The following is a 16,029-nucleotide window of genomic DNA, read 5'->3' as shown; positions in this document are numbered from 1 at the left end:
GAGTCCCGGTCAGCCGTTAACGGTGACCTTGGCTTCCTTGGCCACCTTGGCCCACTTGGTCAGCTCGGTCTGCACCAGCTGGGCAAATTTCTCGGTGGAGCCGCCACCGTCTTCGACGCCGAAGGTATCGAACTTCTCCTGCACGTCGGCCATCGCCAGCACGGCATTGATGTCCTGGTTCATCTTGCGGGCGATAGTCGCTGGCAACTTGCCCGGCCCGGAGATGCCGTACCAGTTCATGGTCTCAAACTTGTCGAAACCCTGCTCCTGCATGGTCGGCACATTCGGGTAAGCCTTGACACGTTTGCCGCGTGTTTGCGCGATGGCGATGACGCGGCCGCTGTTCACATGCGGCGTGGCTGCGGCCATGGTTTCAAAGCTGTACTGGATCTGGCCGCCAATCAGGTCGGTCAGCAAAGGCCCACTGCCTTTGTAAGGCACATGCAGGGCGTCGATCCTGGCGCGCAGCTTGAACAGCTCCAGCGCGAAATGCTGGGCCGTGCCCGGACCGGCGGAGCCGAAAGTAACCCTGCCCGGCTGCGCCTTGCACAGGGCCACGATGTCCTTCACCGTCTTGGCACCCTGCGATGGCGAGGCGATCAGCAGGTTGGGCGTCAGGCCCAGCAGCGCCACCGGCACAAAGTCGCGCTCCGCGTGGTACCGCAACTTGGGAAACACGGCCGGGGCCAAGGCATGGCTGTTGATGGTGGTCAGCAGCAACGTGCTGCCGTCGCTGGGCTGCTGCGCCACATACTCGGCAGCCAGGGTGCCCGAGGCCCCAGCCTTGTTCTCGACGACCACGGGCTGGTTCCACACCACCCCGAGTTTTTGCGCCACCACACGGGCGAGCGCGTCGGCTCCACCGCCTGGCGGGAAGCCGACCACAATGCGGATCGGGCCGCTGGGCCAGCTTTGCGCGAACAGGCTGGGTACGCCGAGGACGGCGGGGGTCAGGCTCGCAGCCTGGATGAAATGACGTCTTTGCATGATGAGTCTCCAGAATTGAAAGGTGTTGAATTAGTGGGTTAACGCGGGCCAACGCCCGCCCCAGGGGGCAAGCGCTTCGTAAGCGGCGCCGAGGTCCAGCAGCAGCTCGTCCGCCCCGTAGGCGCCAATGAGTTGCATGCCAATCGGCAATCCTTCCACCGAAGGCTGGCAAGGCAGCGCCAGGCCGGGCAAACCGGCGGCGTTGACCCAGCCGGTGTAGATGGCGTGGCCACGCGGGCCGACCTCCTGGCCATCGATGTGGGTGGGGTAGGCCTGTTCCGCCGCCCACGGCAAGGCGGCAACGGCAGGCATCACAATGACATCCAACTCGGTGAACACGGCCGCAACCTCACGCCGCAATTGCGCGACGTGCGCCAGGATCTGCCAGAGTCTGGCCGCTGGCAGGCGCCGTCCGCTCTCGGCCATGTCGCGGTATTTCTGCGATGCCTGCGCTTCCCACGTGGGGTTCGCTTCAAACATCCGGGCCAGCCCGATCTGGCCGACCTGTGGCCAGGCCTCACTGAAAAAATCCAGATCCAGCGGCAATGGGCCAGCGTCAACCCGGTGCCCGAGCGCTGCAAACTGCCCCACAGCGCGCCCCACGCTGGCAGCCACTTGCGGGTCCAGCGGTGCGTTGCCCAGCCGCTCCACATAGAGAATACGCAGCGGGCCCTTCGGCAGCGGCTGCGCCGCAGCGTAGGCCGCCGCCAGGGAAGACCGGTCAACAGACGACGGGCCACGCATGGCCTCAAACAGCAGACGGGCATCAGCCACGCTGCGGGCCAGCGGGCCGATCACTTCAAAGTCCAGCAACAGACTGGGCAACACATATTCGCGCGGCACCGCACTGAGTGTGGGCTTGAGACCCACCACGCCGGCATGCGCGGCCGGCCGCCGGATCGACCCTCCGCCGTCCTGGCCGATCGCCAGCGGCGCAATGCCGCTGGCCACTGCTGCCACGGCACCACCGCTGGAGCCGCCCGGCGTGAGCCGCAAGTCCCAGGGATTGCGGGTGACACCAAACAGCGGGTTGGCCGTGTAACCCTCCAGGGCGAACTCGGGCACATTGGTCTTGCCGATGATGAGTGCGCCGGCCGCGCGGGCGCGCGCCACCGCCAGTTCGTCATGCGGGCTCTGGGCGTGCCGCAAGGCCGCCGTTCCCCAGGTCGTGGGCAGGTCGGCGGTGAACAGGCTGTCCTTGACCGTCAACGGTATGCCGTCGAGCGCGGACAAGGGCTGGCCCCGCGCGTGGCGCACCGTGGAGGCCCTGGCCTCCTCCAGGAAGAGCGTATCGCGCCGCGCAATGACCGCATTGAGCTGCGGATTGACAGCCTCCAGTCGAGCCAGGCAGGCCTGGGCCACCTCCAGCGGCGTCAACGAGCGCCCGCGAAAGCGGCGCTGCAACTCAACAGCAGAAAGGCGCCAGAGCCCGGAAGCGTCGGTCATGGTGACTGCCTCACATGCGGGCCGGAAGCCAGGTCACAATTTGCGGTATCGCCAGGATCAGCAAGGTGAAGAGGATCATGATGATCGCGTAAGGCAACGCCCCCCAGATCGCGTCCTCGATGCCGCCCTTGTCGGGCCGGATGCCATGCACCACAAACAGGTTCATGCCCACCGGCGGCGTGATCAAACCCAGCTCACACATCAGCACGATAAAGATGCCGAACCAGATCGGGTCCACACCCAGCGCCACCGCAATCGGGTAGGTGATCGGAATCGTCGCCACCTGCATCGACAACACATCCATGAACATGCCGAGAATCAGGTAGAACACGATCAGTGCCAGGATCAGCCCGGTGGCCGACAGCCCGAGCCCGGCCACCCACTTGGTCATGGCCTCGGCCACGCCGGTCAGGCTGATGGTCAGGTTGAGGATGAAGGCCGCCGTGATGATCAGCAGGATCATGCCGCTGACGCGGGCGGTGGAAATGAAGCAGGTGCGCATCAGTTCGCGACTCATCTTGCCCGAGTGCAGCACGAAGCCCAGCGCCGCGATCACGCCCAGGGCGGCGCTTTCCGTGGTGGTGGCGATGCCGAAGTACAGGCTGCCCATCACGATGCCGAACACGACCAGCGGCGGCACCAGGTGCACGAGCGATCGCAGCTTGTCGGCCATCGGCACCTTGGGTTCGCGCATGGCGTTGCCGCTCATCAGCGACGACACGGCGATGTAGAGCATGAAGCAGCCGGTCAGCATCAGCCCCGGAATGATGCCTGCAATGAACAGCTTGCCAATCGAGTTGTTGGTCAGCGAGCCGTAGACGATCATGTTCACGCTGGGCGGGATCAGGATGCCCAGGGTGCCGCCGGCGGCCAGCGAGCCGAGTGAGGCGCGCATCGGATAACCTCGCTTTTGCAGCGAGGGCAGCGCCACCGTGCCCACTGTGGCCGCTGTGGCCACGGACGAGCCCGATGTCGCTGCGAATAGCGCGCAACTACCGATGTTGGTGTGCAACAGCCCGCCCGGCAGGCGTCCGAGCCATGCCGACAGGGCGATGTACATGCGGTCGGCAATGCCTGAGCGCAGCAACAGCTCGCCGAGCAGGATGAACAGCGGGATCGAGGTCAGCAGGTTCTCGTTGTGCACGCCCCAGACCACCGGCGCGATCGAATCCATGAAGGGCGTGCCATAAGCGGCGATGCCGCCTATGATGCCCACCGCGGCCATCGACACAGCGATCGGGATACCGGCCAGCATCATGCCCAGCATGGCGACGAAGGCCAGTCCAAACAGTCCGAGGCTCATGGCTGTGCTCCCTGTTCACTCGCCTGACGCTGGGCCAGATCGTCGAGTTCTTCCTTGAGCTCTTCCTTGGCGCTTTTGGGATGGAAGTCATGATTGAGCAGGTCGACACGCCCGGTCAGCAGCAACCAGCTGGCGCGCAGAGCGAAACCTGTCGCCACCAGCGCAAAAATCGCCAGCCCCGCGTACCAGACCGCCTGCGGCCAGATCAACGGCGTGGCCCAGGGCGTCTGCGCGGTGCTGCCGTAGGCCAGGGTGTCGGTGATGACTTTGGTTGCTATCCACGCGACAAAGGCCCCGAAAGAAGCCAGCGTGACGATGGAAAACCAGTTCAGGAAAGCCTGCATGGCACGCGGAAACTTTTCGTGAAACACATCGACACGGATGTGATTGCGCCCCATCAGCGCCAGACTGAAAGCGATGGTCGAGCCGACGGCCAGCGCGTAGCCACCAAGCTCGTCAGCGCCCTGCAGTGACACATTGAACACCTTGCGCGAGATGGTCTCAACCGCAACCACACCGGCCAGCAGCAGGAAGATACCGCCGAACACCGTGGCCAACACACTCTCGATATGGTCTTTCATGTCGGCGCCCTTGCGACTCGGGGCCGCGGCAGGCCCGCCCCGGTTGATGAGGGTACTTTGGCTCATTTCAGCCCCAGCACCGGTGCGACCTGGGCACGCCACTTTTGCGAGCAGCCCGGATTGGATTTGTCACAGATTTCGGCCCAGGTCGGCAGGGAAACCTTGGTGACCGCGCTGCGCACCAGTTCACCATCGGCCGGCGACACTGGCACGTTGACGAGCTTGAACTTCTTGCCAGTGGTGCAGGGATCCTTTCCCGCATTGCAATTGAGCGCATCCTGAAACAACTCTTCGGAATATTGCCAGATTTCATTGGTCAGGCCATCAAAGGCGCTTTTGAGTTTGACCTGCTGATCGGGGCTGAGCTGGTTCCAGGCTTTCAGGGAGATCGCATACCCGTTGAGTGCCAACTGAAAGCCCAGCGGCAGCTGATGCGTGGTCACCTCAGGCCAGCCGGCGGAATTGGCTGAGCTTGGGCCGGTGATCGCGCAGTCAACCACGCCCAGCGACAGCGACTGGTGGGTGTCGGCAAACGAAACGGGGACCGGTGTGGCGCCGACCAGCTCGATGAACTTGGCCAGATTCTGGTCGTAGACACGGACCTTCATGCCCTTGATGTCGGCCAGCTTGCTGATGGGTTTCTTGCAAAACAGGATTTGCGGTCCGAAGGGCCACACCCCCAGCAATTTGACATTGAACTGCTTTTGCAGCCGTTCGTCGGCCGTCTGAAAGTAGGCGGCGGCCACTTTGCGGCCGGTCGCGTAGTCCGGGCTGGCGCCAACCAGGTCCAGACCAAGGATGGTGGGCTCGTCACGCGAGTTCTGCGAAACCCGCAGCGACACGATGTCGAACAGGCCGGCCTTCATCACGCGCAGTTGCTCGGTGTCCTTGATGCCCAGCGTGTCAATTGGTTTGTAGTCGGCATCGATCGGCAGACCGGTTCTTGCAGCAAAGTTTTCAAAAAACGGTTGCTCCTTGTTCTTCTGAATCAGACCGGTGGCCAGGGGCTGACCAATGATCTTGAATTTAAGTCTGTCTTGCGCGTGAGCGGGCAAAGCAAGTGTCACGGTGAGTGCTGCCACGACGGCGAAACTCTTGAAGCGGGGACGGTAGGACATGACGAACTCCAGTCGGTTGAAAGCTGAGGGTGGATGGGATGGGCGGCGGAAATTTATTCGTGGACGTGGCAGATCGGGTCACGGCTCAGGCTGAACGGTCAAGCAGTCGCGCGATGGCAGGCGGCAAACCGCGGTTCAGCTTCACCGGGGGCGGTGAGAAACTTCCGCGTTGCGCGGTGCCCGGTTGCAAGGCGACCAGGGTTTCGGCATGACGCACCGCACTGGAGACACCGTCAACCACCGGCACCGGTAGCTGGCCCCTGAGCGACCGCGCCAACCCGGCCAGCGGCGCACCGGCCAGCACGATGACGTCGGCGCCGTCTTCATCGACCGCGCGTTCAGCCAGCGCCTTCAGTGCCTGCGCGTGATCCTCCTGCACATCACCGATGCTGGCCAGAGGATGGTCCAGCGCTCGGATGCTGGCCAGTCGCGTACCCAGACCATACGATTCGACAACCTCGCGGTACCAGGCCTGGATGCGCTGCGAGATGGCGATGACGGAGATGCGATGACCCAGCAAACAGGCACTGGCCAACGCCGCTTCTGTGAGCCCCGTCACCGGTACCGGCAAAGCCTCTCGCAAACCGGTGAGCCCCGGATCGCCAAAAGCCGCCACCACCACCGCATCGAAACGCGCGTGGTGTTCGGCCGCGAGTTGGGCCGCCGCGTAGGCGCCGATCAGCGCCTCAAAGCGCGTTTCAATGTAGGCCACGCCAAACGGCGCCGTCAACACCTCGATCTCGGTGCCCTGCGACGCACTGCGTTGCGCTTCGCTACGGATCAGCTCAGACACGCTGTCCGAGATATTGGGGTTGATGAGCAGCAGCTTCATGCGGGCCTCGCGGAACGGCGTGGCAGCAGCGAGGGCGCACCACACGCCAGAAAGTGGCCACGGCCCGCGCGGCCATGGAACTCGCGCCCATCCCAGACCACCTCACCCCGAGACAGCGTGAGACCAGGCCAGGCCTTCAAGCTCATTCCTTCGTAAGGCGTGTGATCAACAGCATGGTGCAACTGCGTGTTGTGCAGCACAAACTCGCGCTCATCCCAGATCACCAGGTCGGCGTCGGAGCCGATGGCGATGGTGCCCTTGCGCGGATGCAGACCATACGCCTTGGCCGGGTTGGTCGAGGTCAGTTCGACAAACTTCTCCAGCGTGATGCGTCCAGCCAGCACCCCTTCGGAATACAGCAGCGCCATGCGTGTCTCGATGCCGGCGATACCGTTCGGAATGTGACGAAATTCAGCTTCTTCACCACCGGGCTTCTTGCCCTCGGTGCCGTCGTAGTTAAACGGCGCGTGATCCGACGAGAACAGCGTGAACAGCCCATCATTGAGGCCATTCCAGATCACCTCCTGGTTGGCCTTGTCGCGCGGCGGCGGGCTGCAAACGCAACGCGCACCCCGGTAGCTGTCGTCGATGCCGAGATCCTCAGCGGTCAGGAACAGATACTGCGGGCAGGTTTCAGCAAATACCTGCAAGCCCTGGCTGCGCGCCCAGCGGATCTGCTCGATCGCCTCGCGCCCGGAGACATGCACGATCAGGATGGGCACGTCCACCAATTGCGACAGGGCGATGGCGCGATGCGTTGCCTCCCGCTCGACCAGCATCGGCCGGGCATGGGCGTGAAAACGCGGCGCGGTTCGGCCGACGGCTTCCAGCCGCTTGGTCAGCCATTCGATGCAATCGGCATTTTCCGCATGCACCATAGCCATGGCCCCGTGCTGACGCGCCACGTCAAGGACGTCGAGGATCTGGCCGTCATCGAGCTTCAGATCGTCATACGTCATGTAGATCTTGAACGAGGTGTAGCCCTCGGCAATCAACGCCGGCAACTCGACATTGAGCACCTGCGGTGTCGGGTCGCTGACGATCAGATGGAAGGCGTAGTCAATGTGCGCGCGACCATCGGCCCGTTGGTGATAGTCGGCCACAGCGGCGCGCAGCGACTGGCCCTTCTCCTGAGCCGCAAATGGAATCACGGTGGTGGTGCCGCCGCAAGCCGCCGCACGCGTGCCTGTATCGAAGTCATCCGCCATGCGCACCGGCGGCGGCATCGGCTGATCAAGATGGCAATGCGCATCCACACCTCCGGGTGTCACCACGCGGCCAGCCGCATCGATTTCCCGCTCACCGCACCCCAATTGGGTCCCGAGTTGGGCGATCCGCCCACCCATCACGCCAATGTCTGCGTCGAAAATGTCGCTGGCGGTTGCCACCCGCGCATTTCTGATGACGAGATCAAACGACGCGCGGGCCATCAAACAGCCTCCCGCGCACCGCGCTGGTGAATAAATGTTGGCTTTAGTGCATACATTGTTGTCGACAATATGTGCATGGGTTTGTTTTGGTGCGTGGAAGTTTTCATGACTTGGACAAGCAAATGCTGAGCAAATTCCGGGCCCGACGAATTAGCTCAACTGTCGGGGTATGTGGCGTAATATGGATCAAAAACAAATTGGCGACATTATCGTTTACACTAATGTCGACAATATGTTCTAGGCACTGAATTGAAAAGCCTTCGACTCCTTCAAATGCCTTATTCTTGGTGTCACCCTTCTCCAGGAACCCGCCATGATCCAGCCCGTCCGCTTGGGTGTGTTGACACCCTCTTCCAATACCGCACTGGAGCCGCTGACCAGCGCCATCGCCGCCAGCATTCCCGGCGTGAGTGCGCACTTCTCGCGCTTCAAGGTGACCGAGATTTCCCTGCAAGGCCAGGCGCTCGGGCAATTTGACGACAGCAAGATCCTGGCGGCGGCCGAACTGCTGGCCGATGCGAAGGTCGACGTGATTGGCTGGAGCGGAACCTCCTCCGGCTGGCTGGGCTTCGATGCAGATCACCGCCTGTGCGAGCGAATCCGTGCGCGCACCGGCATCCGGGCCACCACGGCCGTGCTGGCGCTCAACGAACTGATGGCGCTGCGCGGCATCTCTCGGCTGGCCCTGGTGACGCCGTACACGGCGGACGTGCAGCGACGCATCATCGACAACTATTTGGCGCTGGGCATCGAGATCGTTGCCGAGCGTCACCTGGGCATCAGCGTGAACCACGACTTCGCGCTGGTCGAGCCGGAGGCGCTGCGCAAATTGATGACCGACGTTGCCACGGACCAGCCGCAGGCCATCACCACCTTTTGTACAAATTTGCACGCTGCGCGCCTGGCCCGAGAGATTGAAGCCAGCCTGGGCATCCCCTTGCTCGATACCGTGAGCACCACGGTCTGGGGCATGCTGCGTGTGGCTGGCGTCGACCCCAGTGCCGTGCGCGGCTGGGGCCAACTCTATGACTGGCGTTAAGGCATGCGTCTTGACCCGGAACCGCTTGATAGAATGGTTTGCGGCTGTGACAGGCCGCCCGCAAGACTGCTTGACGCCCTGACAGTCATGCCGGCCTCTACTGCCCCATTGCCCCACCTCACATCGTCAGACATGCCCCCCAACGCGCGAAAAATGCCCCCTGAGGTCCGCCTGGAACGCGAAACGGCCAACGACGATATCTACGAAAGAATCTACGGCGCGATCGTCGAACACAGGCTACACCCCGGCACCAAGCTCGGTGAAGACCGCCTGGCCAACATCTTCGGTGTGAGTCGGGCGCGCGTGCGCGAGGTGCTGGCCCGCCTGGCGCATGAGCAGATCGTCGACCTCTACCCGCAGCGCGGGGCATTTGTCGCCAAACCCTCGCCAGAGCAGGCCATTGACGTTTTCGAGGCGCGCCGGCTGATTGAGCCTGCGCTGCTGCGCCGTCTGATCCACACCTTGACCTCTGAAAAGATAGCCCGCCTGCGCCAGCACCAGGAGCTCGAACTCGACGCGCGGCGCCGCGACGACAAGCGCGCGGTCGTGCGTCTGTCCGGCGAGTTTCACCAACTGGTGGGGGTTCTGGCCGGCAACGCGGCACTGGCGCGCAGCATGCGCGAATTGTCCACACTGACCTGCCTGATCATCATCCTGTACGACGCACCCACCGCCTCCAGTTGTCGCGCCGACGAGCACTCTGAAATCATCGATGCGATTGCCAAACGCGACACCGCGCGCGCCGAGCGACTGATGCGCGAGCACCTGGACCATATCGAAAGCAGTCTCAAGCTCGACAGCTCCACCGAAGAGGTGGACCTGGAAGCGGTCTTTGGATCCTGATTTTTCCGGCAGGCATTGAACGATGCGACCGCTTTGCAGCCGGGCTTTAGTTCTGCTGCCCCGCCTCTGAGTTCGAAGGCTTCTGCAACATCTTGACCAGCCGCCGGCTGGTATTGCGCAGGCGCTGCGCCAGCAGCTGGGTGATTTTGACGACCAGCTTGGCGCCCACGCCAGGGTGCTGGCGAATCAGCTGCCCAATCGCTGCGCGGCTGAGCACGGCGGCTTCCACGGTGTCGATGGCGGTGCAGGTCGCGTAACGCACGTCGCGGTCGAACATGGACATCTCGCCCAGCGCTGCGCCTTCGGTGGCCACACCCAGGCGCGAGAAACTTTCCTGCGATGCGGGCTCCTCCTCGCTGGGCGGCGCGGCCTTGGTCACGTCGACCGTGCCGCTGAGCAGCAGCAGCATCCAGTCGCCCTCGTCACCTTCGCTGATCAGCACCTGGCCCGGTTGCGCGCGGACCAGCAACATGGCCTCGCCCAGGGTGTCGAGCTCCTGCGGCGTGAAATCTTCGAGCATCGCGGAATGCGCGAGCAGGCCCGGTCCGCGCCCGGACATCTTCTGGCAGTTGCCGAGCAGTTCCAGACCGGCCTGCTGAAGCTTGCGTTCAAGGGAGGTGACGCCCGCGCTCCGTTCGTCCTGAGCTTGTCGAAGGACGCCCCCCTGGGGGGTCAGGCTTGCCTGGAGAGGCCCTGCGCTGCGCTCGTCGCGCTCCTCGCGCGGGTTCAAGGGACCTGTTGCAGCCATGTCGCAATCTCGTCAATCGCGGCGTCAGAGGCCGCTGTGAGTGCGCGCACACCACCGGGCGCGTCGGAACTGGGCGCTGGGCGTTGCACCGTGACGTTGCGCTGGGCCAGCAGCTTTTCGCCGCTGGGCGTGGTTTCCACCAGCGTGGCGCGCAGACGAACCAGACCGACGCTGCTGCCAGGCGACGCAAAGAAGTGGCTGAACTCTTCGAGGTCAAGCTGCAACACGCGTGGCAACACGCCCTGGTTGACGCCGCGGTTGAGCGCCGGGCCTTCGCCGGCATTGAGCACAGCGCGGTTGCGGCCGAGCACGTCGCGCAGGCGCTGGCGCAGCAGTTGCGCCGGCGGCATGCTCCAGCGCGCCTGCGAGTAAGGCCTCAATTGCTGGGCGTCGTCATAAGCCAGCCGGTACAACACGGCCTGGTTGTCCAGGGCACCGCCCGCAGTGGAGATGTCAGCCAGCGCAATCGGTGCCAAAGGCGCTTGCCGTGTGCTTGGCTGCGGCGTCAACGCGCCGGGGCCAAAGTCGTAAAGGGCAGCGCGCACCGGCTTGTCGGGCAGGGCCGAACACGCGCCCAGCAGCAGGGTCAACGAAAATATCAAGCCAAACCGGCCTGCAGCCCATGCTGGACGGCTGCGAGCAGCTACGGTATTGATAGCAGATAAAGGGTTCATGGTTGTCCTCCAGGAGCGGTGAAGCCTTTTTCACCCGGTCCGGGTGTGGGCGGGCCATTGCCAAAAATCAGCGACTGCGGGTTGTCGTCCACGGCATTGACGGTGCGCCGCAGCTGGCGCATGGCGCGGGCGGTTTCCTCAGCCACCTCGCCCAGTCGTGGCAAGGTCGCGGCGCTGAAGGTCTCTACCGTAGCCGCCAGCGCGGCGCCGCCTTCGGCCACCTTGTCGATGGGGCCGCCCTTGGCGTTCAGCCGTTCGGCGGTGGCGGTGACGCTGGTGGCGGTCTTGGAAACGTCGTCGGCGGCGGTTTTCAGGGACTTCAGGGTTGCGCTGGTTTCCTGGCTCAGTTTGGGCAAGCTGGCCACCACCGGGTCGAGCTTGAGCACGACCTTGTTGATGCTGTCGGCAGCCTGGCTGAAATTATTCACTGCGCCCATCAGCGCTTGCTGGTTGCCGTCGCCGAGCAGCTTGTTGAGTTTGGTGCTGGCGGCCTCGACCTGGTCCATGATGACCTCGCCTTTGCTGATCAGTTTCTCCAGGAGGCCCGGTTTGAGCGGAATACGCGGCGGATCGTCATCGTTAGGCACCAGCGCCACGGCGGAGGGGCCATCGTCCTCAAGCTGGATGAAACCCAGGCCCGTCACCCCCTGTGAGCTGATGGTGGCAAAAGTGGACTGCGTCAGGGGTGTGCCGATCTCGACCGAGATGCGAATCAGCACATTGCCCGCCGTCTTGTGGTCGAAACCAATGAACTCGACCTTGCCAACTGGCACGCCGCGAAACCGCACCTGCGCCTGCGGCTGCAGGCCGGAAATGGTCTCGCGCGTGGACAACTCATACAGGTTGCGCTCGCCGTTGTCGCGGGTCAGCCAGACCGCCAGCACGGCCAGCAAGGCGGCAACCACCAGCACAAATGCGCCGGCAGCCAGGGCGTGGGCTTTGTTTTCCATGTTGAAAACCTCTCTCTTCTCTTAATAGCTGTAGCGATGCATGGCTGAAAATTCAGATTTTTGGGATGAAATGCAAGGCGCCCGGAGCGCCGCAACCGGAAGGTACCCAGGTACGTGAGGATTGCGAGCACCGCGCAACGCCGCAGTTCGCCCAAAAAATGAATTTGCAGCCATGCATCAGACGGTGAAGGGGTATTCGCGCAGCAACTCCATGGCGCGCTGCCCGCGTTCCCCCAGAAAAAAGTTGCGGATAAAAGGATGCGGGAAGGCAATCACATCGCGCGGCGGCCCGCTGACGATGACTTTCTGGTCGGCCAGCACGGCAATGCGGGTGCTGAGTTCGAACAAGGTGTCGAGGTCGTGTGTGACCATCACCACCGTCAGCCCCATGCCCTTGTGCAGCGAGCGCAGCAGCGCGCAAAAACTGTCCGAGCTGTCCGGGTCCAGCCCGGCCGTCGGCTCGTCAAGCAGCAGCAGCGGCGGGTCCATGATCAGGGCACGCGCCAGCGACACCCGCTTGACCATGCCGCCCGACAGGTCGCTGGGCATCTTGTCTGCATGCTCCGGCGCCAGCCCAACCATCTGCAGTTTCACCATGGCCGCCTCGTGGATCAGCGCGCTCGGCAAAGTCTTGAGCTCGCGCAGCGGGAAGGCGATGTTCTCCAGCACGGTGAAGGCCGAAAACAGCGCGCCTTGCTGGAACAACATGCCGACACGTTGCGCCGCGCCGCGTTTGCCGAGTTCGGCCGCCGGTTTGCCGAGCACCGTGATCTCACCGGCGGTGGGATGCTCCAGCCCCAACATCTGGCGCAGCAGCACCGTCTTGCCGGTGCCCGAGCCGCCAACCAGCGACAAGAATTCTCCCCGCTGAATCGTCAGGTCCAGGTCCTTGTGCACCACCGACTGCTTGTCGCCGTTGGTGAAGACGGTGGACAGACCGGCGATGTCGACGATCACGTCCTTATCCGGGTCACTGCGGGGGACTGCACTGTTGCTGTTGTCCGTCGCCATGTCAGGTCCCGATGCTCTTGAACAGCACGGCAAAAAGCGCGTCGACCAGAATCACCACAGTGATGGAGGTCACGACGGACGCGGTGGTGCCCTGGCCCAGGCTCTCGGTATTGGGTTTGACACGCAAGCCGAAGTGGCAGCCAATCAGCGCGATCAGCACACCGAAGACCACCGATTTGGCGGTGGCCAGCGCCAGGTTGGCGACATCCACGGCGGCCGGCAGGGCGTTGATGAAAAAGGAAGGCGTGATGCCCATCGCCAGATCGGCCGCCAGCATACCGCCCAGCAATGCAGACACTGTGGTCCAGACGCTGATCAGCGGCATCACCACCGCCAGCGCGAGCGCGCGCGGCATCACCAGGCGGTAGCTGTGGGCAATGCCCATGACGCGCATGGCGTCGAGTTCTTCCGTCACCCGCATCACGCCAATCTGCGCGGTGATGGCCGAGCCCGAGCGCCCGGCGATCAGGATGGCTGCCAGCACCGGCCCGAGCTCGCGGATCAGCGAGATGCCCAGAATGTTGACGATGAAGGCGTCCGCACCAAACTGCTTGAGCTGCTGTGAGATCAGATAGGCCAGCACCACACCGATCAGGAAACCGACCAGCGCAGTGATCGGCAAGGCGGTGGCGCCTATGTGGTACAGATGGCCGGACAGGTCGCGCCATGGGCCTTCGCGCGGATTTCTGGCCAGCTTGCCGAGGTTGAGCACCAGGCGGCCCACCAGCGCAACCAGGTCCGTGAAGTGATCGACTACTTCCAGCAGTCCCTCGCCGAGCTTCAGAAAGGTCTGCTTGAAGCCTTGGCGCGGTATCGCGGGCCGCTCCACGCTGAACTCAGCGACTCGCTCCAGCACCGCGCGCTGCGCTGGACCCAGCTCCACTTTTTCTGGCCACTGGCGGTCCCAGTGGTTCCAGAGCACCTGGGCGCCCAGATGATCGAGCTGCCCGATATGGCGCAAGTCCCACAGCACGTCCTTGCCCGAAGCCTCAGCACCCAGGGATTGCAGGCGGTTGCTCAGCGCATCCCACACTGGGCGCGCGGTCAGCTCGCTCGCCGTCCACGCACCCAGCACCGAATAACAGGCGCCTTCCGGGGTGTCCTGAGACTCGATATGCGGAGTAGATTCGCTGACAGCGGTTTCCTCCGGGAGTGGCATGTTTTTGATGGTGGGAGCGTCAGAAGGTGATTGGACAGAACAGACAGCAGCCGGCGCACGGGTGCGCAGCCTCGGGCTGCTCAGGAACATCGTAATGCAGCGACAGGTGTCGTGGCTACCGGCATTTGGCTTCAAAACGCCCTCTTGCTGTCCTACAGACCCCTGCAGGCAGGGTCCAGGCGGCATCCGGGTGCAAAGTCACCTGTGGCCTGTCAGGCCCACGGCAGCTAACCGGCATTTAATCGACTGGTGGCCTTCGTCGTGCCACACCCTGCCAGGCGTTTCGACGCCACTGCGGGAAACTATTCTGGTGCGCAGCGTCGCCAACCGATAATCTTGGCACCCACCCTTGGAGCCTGAAAATGAACGATATGAGTCGCCCCCCTGTGAACACCACTGCGCAGGCCATTGGCCACGCCATCAACGGACACGAAGCCGCTGGCAGCTCCGGCCGCAGCCAGGACGTCTTCAACCCCGCCACAGGCGCCATCACTGGCCGGGTGGCCCTGGCCAACGCCGCCGAGGTTGATGCGGCTGTGGCTGCCGCCCAGGCTGCCTTCCCCGCCTGGGCCGACACCCCGCCGATACGCCGCGCCCGCGTGATGTTCAAGTTCCTTGAGCTGCTCAACCAGAACAAAGACAAGCTGGCCCACCTGATCACCGCAGAACACGGCAAGGTCTTCACCGACGCCCAGGGCGAAGTCTCACGCGGCATTGATATTGTGGAATTTGCCTGCGGCATCCCGCAACTGCTCAAAGGCGACTTCACCGACCAGGTCTCTACCGGCATTGACAACTGGACCCTGCGCCAGCCGCTGGGTGTGGTGGCCGGCATCACGCCGTTTAACTTCCCGGTGATGGTGCCGATGTGGATGTTCCCGGTGGCCATTGCGGCCGGTAACTGCTTCATCTTGAAACCCAGCCCGATCGACCCCAGCCCCAGCTTGCTGATGGCCGAGCTCCTGAAACAGGCCGGCCTGCCCGACGGCGTCTTCAACGTGGTCCAGGGTGACAAGGAAGCGGTGGATGCGCTGCTGGTGCACCCGGACGTCAAAGCGGTGTCGTTTGTGGGCTCCACCCCGATTGCCAACTACATCTATGAAACCGGTGCGCACCACGGTAAGCGGGTGCAGGCGCTCGGTGGGGCCAAGAACCACATGGTGGTGATGCCCGACGCCGATCTGGAGCAGGCCGTTGATGCGCTGATCGGTGCCGGTTACGGCTCGGCCGGCGAGCGCTGCATGGCGATCTCGGTGGCGGTGCTGGTCGGCGATGTCGCTGACAAGCTGGTTCCCATGCTCCAGGCCAGAGCCAAAACCCTGGTCGTCAAGGACGGGGTCCATCTTGATGCGGAGATGGGCCCTATCGTGACGGCGGCGGCGCACAGCCGCATCACCGGCTACATCGATGCGGGTGTGAAGGAAGGCGCCGAGTTGCTGGTCGATGGCCGAAGCTTTAGCGGCAAGGATGCCGGTGCCGGTTGCGAGAGCGGTTTCTGGATGGGCGGCACGCTGTTTGACCATGTGACGCCGGAGATGAAGATCTACAAGGAAGAGATCTTCGGGCCGGTGCTGGGCTGTGTGCGGGTCAAGGACCTCAAGGAAGCAGTGGATCTGATCAACGCCCATGAGTTCGGCAATGGGGTGAGCTGCTTCACGCGCGACGGCCATGTGGCGCGTGAGTTCAGCCGGCGCATCCAGGTGGGGATGGTGGGCATCAACGTGCCGATCCCGGTTCCCATGGCCTGGCACGGCTTTGGCGGCTGGAAGAAAAGCCTGTTTGGCGACATGCATGCCTATGGGGAAGAGGGTGTGCGTTTCTACACCAAACAAAAGTCCATCATGCAGCGCTGGCCGGAGAGTATTGGCAAGGGCGCGGAGTTTGTGATGCCCACCGCGAAGTAGGTTC

General features: G+C 63.4%; 15 protein-coding genes. 3 read left to right on the top strand and 12 right to left on the bottom strand.

The window, feature by feature from the left end:
• Positions 1-9: 9 nt before the first annotated feature.
• The 7 genes from ACH2CW_RS14010 to hydA form a co-directional block, all read right to left on the bottom strand.
• Positions 10-987 (bottom strand): Bug family tripartite tricarboxylate transporter substrate binding protein, encoded by a 978-nt coding sequence (locus ACH2CW_RS14010; protein WP_395059172.1) that lies wholly within the window; start codon positions 985-987, stop codon positions 10-12.
• A gap of 30 nt (positions 988-1,017) precedes the next feature.
• Complete coding sequence (locus ACH2CW_RS14005) at positions 1,018-2,433, bottom strand: amidase (RefSeq protein ID WP_395059170.1); 1,416 nt, start codon at positions 2,431-2,433, stop codon at positions 1,018-1,020.
• Positions 2,434-2,443: 10 nt separating this feature from the next.
• A complete protein-coding gene (locus ACH2CW_RS14000) occupies positions 2,444-3,736 on the bottom strand; it encodes a TRAP transporter large permease (RefSeq protein ID WP_395059168.1) in 1,293 nt (430 codons plus the stop codon).
• On the bottom strand, positions 3,733-4,383 hold the full coding sequence (locus tag ACH2CW_RS13995; RefSeq protein ID WP_395059166.1) for a TRAP transporter small permease subunit: 651 nt from the start codon (positions 4,381-4,383) through the stop codon (positions 3,733-3,735). Before ACH2CW_RS13995 ends, ACH2CW_RS14000 begins: the two co-directional genes overlap by 4 nt.
• Complete coding sequence (locus tag ACH2CW_RS13990) at positions 4,380-5,435, bottom strand: TRAP transporter substrate-binding protein (protein ID WP_395059164.1); 1,056 nt, start codon at positions 5,433-5,435, stop codon at positions 4,380-4,382. Before ACH2CW_RS13990 ends, ACH2CW_RS13995 begins: the two co-directional genes overlap by 4 nt.
• Before the next feature lie 85 nt (positions 5,436-5,520).
• Positions 5,521-6,267 carry an aspartate/glutamate racemase family protein gene (locus ACH2CW_RS13985; protein WP_395059162.1) on the bottom strand — a complete coding sequence of 249 codons (747 nt, stop codon included), beginning with the start codon at positions 6,265-6,267 and terminating at the stop codon, positions 5,521-5,523.
• Positions 6,264-7,697 (bottom strand): dihydropyrimidinase, encoded by a 1,434-nt coding sequence (gene hydA, locus ACH2CW_RS13980; protein ID WP_395059160.1) that lies wholly within the window; start codon positions 7,695-7,697, stop codon positions 6,264-6,266. Before hydA ends, ACH2CW_RS13985 begins: the two co-directional genes overlap by 4 nt.
• Before the next feature lie 313 nt (positions 7,698-8,010).
• On the opposite strand from hydA, the gene ACH2CW_RS13975 reads away from it, so the two are divergent.
• Complete coding sequence (locus ACH2CW_RS13975; RefSeq protein ID WP_395059158.1) at positions 8,011-8,736, top strand: aspartate/glutamate racemase family protein; 726 nt, start codon at positions 8,011-8,013, stop codon at positions 8,734-8,736.
• Between the two features lie 153 nt (positions 8,737-8,889).
• On the top strand, positions 8,890-9,579 hold the full coding sequence (locus ACH2CW_RS13970; RefSeq protein ID WP_395059156.1) for a GntR family transcriptional regulator: 690 nt from the start codon (positions 8,890-8,892) through the stop codon (positions 9,577-9,579).
• 46 nt (positions 9,580-9,625) lie between these two features.
• Here ACH2CW_RS13970 and ACH2CW_RS13965 read toward each other — a convergent pair whose 3' ends face one another.
• The 5 genes from ACH2CW_RS13965 to ACH2CW_RS13945 form a co-directional block, all read right to left on the bottom strand.
• Positions 9,626-10,327 carry a cyclic nucleotide-binding domain-containing protein gene (locus tag ACH2CW_RS13965; RefSeq protein ID WP_395059154.1) on the bottom strand — a complete coding sequence of 234 codons (702 nt, stop codon included), beginning with the start codon at positions 10,325-10,327 and terminating at the stop codon, positions 9,626-9,628.
• Positions 10,306-11,001 carry an ABC-type transport auxiliary lipoprotein family protein gene (locus ACH2CW_RS13960; RefSeq protein ID WP_395059152.1) on the bottom strand — a complete coding sequence of 232 codons (696 nt, stop codon included), beginning with the start codon at positions 10,999-11,001 and terminating at the stop codon, positions 10,306-10,308. Before ACH2CW_RS13960 ends, ACH2CW_RS13965 begins: the two co-directional genes overlap by 22 nt.
• Positions 10,998-11,951 carry an MlaD family protein gene (locus tag ACH2CW_RS13955; RefSeq protein ID WP_395059150.1) on the bottom strand — a complete coding sequence of 318 codons (954 nt, stop codon included), beginning with the start codon at positions 11,949-11,951 and terminating at the stop codon, positions 10,998-11,000. The genes ACH2CW_RS13960 and ACH2CW_RS13955 overlap by 4 nt, the downstream gene beginning before the upstream one ends.
• 177 nt (positions 11,952-12,128) lie before the next feature.
• The gene (locus tag ACH2CW_RS13950; protein ID WP_395059148.1) at positions 12,129-12,962 is read right to left on the bottom strand and encodes an ABC transporter ATP-binding protein; all 834 of its coding nucleotides are present in this window, start codon (positions 12,960-12,962) and stop codon (positions 12,129-12,131) included.
• 1 nt (position 12,963) lies between these two features.
• Complete coding sequence (locus ACH2CW_RS13945) at positions 12,964-14,121, bottom strand: MlaE family ABC transporter permease (protein WP_395059146.1); 1,158 nt, start codon at positions 14,119-14,121, stop codon at positions 12,964-12,966.
• A gap of 371 nt (positions 14,122-14,492) precedes the next feature.
• Between ACH2CW_RS13945 and ACH2CW_RS13940 the strand changes: the two genes are divergently transcribed.
• Positions 14,493-16,025 (top strand): CoA-acylating methylmalonate-semialdehyde dehydrogenase, encoded by a 1,533-nt coding sequence (locus ACH2CW_RS13940; protein ID WP_395059144.1) that lies wholly within the window; start codon positions 14,493-14,495, stop codon positions 16,023-16,025.
• Positions 16,026-16,029 lie beyond the last annotated feature (4 nt).

Origin of the sequence: Polaromonas sp., assembly GCF_043778355.1 — a bacterium.
GTDB lineage: Bacteria > Pseudomonadota > Gammaproteobacteria > Burkholderiales > Burkholderiaceae_C > Polaromonas.
Note: the sequence above shows the minus strand (reverse complement) of the source record. Positions and strands in the feature narration are given on the sequence as shown.

What these genes read in the sequence shown, in the direction of transcription:
- ACH2CW_RS13955 (WP_395059150.1), bottom strand. Translation starts at nt 11,951, where the DNA reads ATGGAAAACAAAGCCCACGCCCTGGCTGCCGGCGCATTTGTGCTGGTG.
- ACH2CW_RS13960 (WP_395059152.1), bottom strand. Translation starts at nt 11,001, where the DNA reads ATGAACCCTTTATCTGCTATCAATACCGTAGCTGCTCGCAGCCGTCCA.
- ACH2CW_RS13940 (WP_395059144.1), top strand. Translation starts at nt 14,493, where the DNA reads ATGAGTCGCCCCCCTGTGAACACCACTGCGCAGGCCATTGGCCACGCC.
- ACH2CW_RS13970 (WP_395059156.1), top strand. Translation starts at nt 8,890, where the DNA reads ATGCCCCCTGAGGTCCGCCTGGAACGCGAAACGGCCAACGACGATATC.
- ACH2CW_RS14000 (WP_395059168.1), bottom strand. Translation starts at nt 3,736, where the DNA reads ATGAGCCTCGGACTGTTTGGACTGGCCTTCGTCGCCATGCTGGGCATG.
- hydA (WP_395059160.1), bottom strand. Translation starts at nt 7,697, where the DNA reads ATGGCCCGCGCGTCGTTTGATCTCGTCATCAGAAATGCGCGGGTGGCA.
- ACH2CW_RS13950 (WP_395059148.1), bottom strand. Translation starts at nt 12,962, where the DNA reads ATGGCGACGGACAACAGCAACAGTGCAGTCCCCCGCAGTGACCCGGAT.
- ACH2CW_RS13945 (WP_395059146.1), bottom strand. Translation starts at nt 14,121, where the DNA reads ATGCCACTCCCGGAGGAAACCGCTGTCAGCGAATCTACTCCGCATATC.
- ACH2CW_RS13975 (WP_395059158.1), top strand. Translation starts at nt 8,011, where the DNA reads ATGATCCAGCCCGTCCGCTTGGGTGTGTTGACACCCTCTTCCAATACC.
- ACH2CW_RS13995 (WP_395059166.1), bottom strand. Translation starts at nt 4,383, where the DNA reads ATGAGCCAAAGTACCCTCATCAACCGGGGCGGGCCTGCCGCGGCCCCG.
- ACH2CW_RS13985 (WP_395059162.1), bottom strand. Translation starts at nt 6,267, where the DNA reads ATGAAGCTGCTGCTCATCAACCCCAATATCTCGGACAGCGTGTCTGAG.
- ACH2CW_RS14005 (WP_395059170.1), bottom strand. Translation starts at nt 2,433, where the DNA reads ATGACCGACGCTTCCGGGCTCTGGCGCCTTTCTGCTGTTGAGTTGCAG.
- ACH2CW_RS13965 (WP_395059154.1), bottom strand. Translation starts at nt 10,327, where the DNA reads ATGGCTGCAACAGGTCCCTTGAACCCGCGCGAGGAGCGCGACGAGCGC.
- ACH2CW_RS14010 (WP_395059172.1), bottom strand. Translation starts at nt 987, where the DNA reads ATGCAAAGACGTCATTTCATCCAGGCTGCGAGCCTGACCCCCGCCGTC.
- ACH2CW_RS13990 (WP_395059164.1), bottom strand. Translation starts at nt 5,435, where the DNA reads ATGTCCTACCGTCCCCGCTTCAAGAGTTTCGCCGTCGTGGCAGCACTC.